Source organism: Chlorobaculum sp. 24CR (assembly GCF_004118635.1).
GTDB lineage: Bacteria > Bacteroidota > Chlorobiia > Chlorobiales > Chlorobiaceae > Chlorobaculum.
In genome coordinates this window covers 1-582 of sequence record NZ_SDGU01000077.1, presented here as the reverse complement: position 1 = coordinate 582, position 582 = coordinate 1, and the positions used below count along the sequence as shown (strand labels likewise).

The window sequence follows — 582 nt, the reverse complement described above, 5'->3', positions numbered from 1 at the left end:
TGCTGCATTCGAAAAGCAGCAATCAACCCTGAACAAGGCTGAGCAGAAAAAGATCGAACAGCTTGAAGCGAAGTTACGCAACAAGAACGACGTACTTTCTGAACTCATGGAGGAGCATGTCAAGCTAAAAAAAGCACTTGGGGAACTCTGACGGCGTCCTGGGTTCCCCATGATATTCGTGATGCCATGATCGACTTTGTCCGGTTGTGGGCAAAAAAGAGCAGCCTGGCTGTGACGCGATTCATCAAATGGCTGGGTATAGCCCCCAGCAAGTACTATGAGTGGCAGGCTCGCTATGGCAAGGTCAATGAACATAACGCATTGATTCCCCGTGACTTCTGGCTCGAAGACTGGGAGAAGCAGGAGATTATCAAGTTTCATCTGAACTATCCTTTGGAGGGCTACCGTCGGTTGACTTTTATGATGCTTGACCGCAATATCGTTGCCGTCAGCCCCAGCAGCGTGTACCGTGTGCTGAGTGCCGCTGGCCTCTTGAAACGCTGGAACAACGAAAACAGCAAGAAGGGCAAAGGATTCGTGCAACCTGAAAAGCCGCATGAACACTGGCATATCGATATTTCA

The 582-nt window shown here is 49.7% G+C and carries 1 pseudogene; it reads left to right on the top strand.

The features are described from left to right. Positions 1-186: 186 nt before the first annotated feature. A pseudogene (locus tag EST62_RS12305) lies at positions 187-582 on the top strand (IS3 family transposase); the annotation flags it as partial.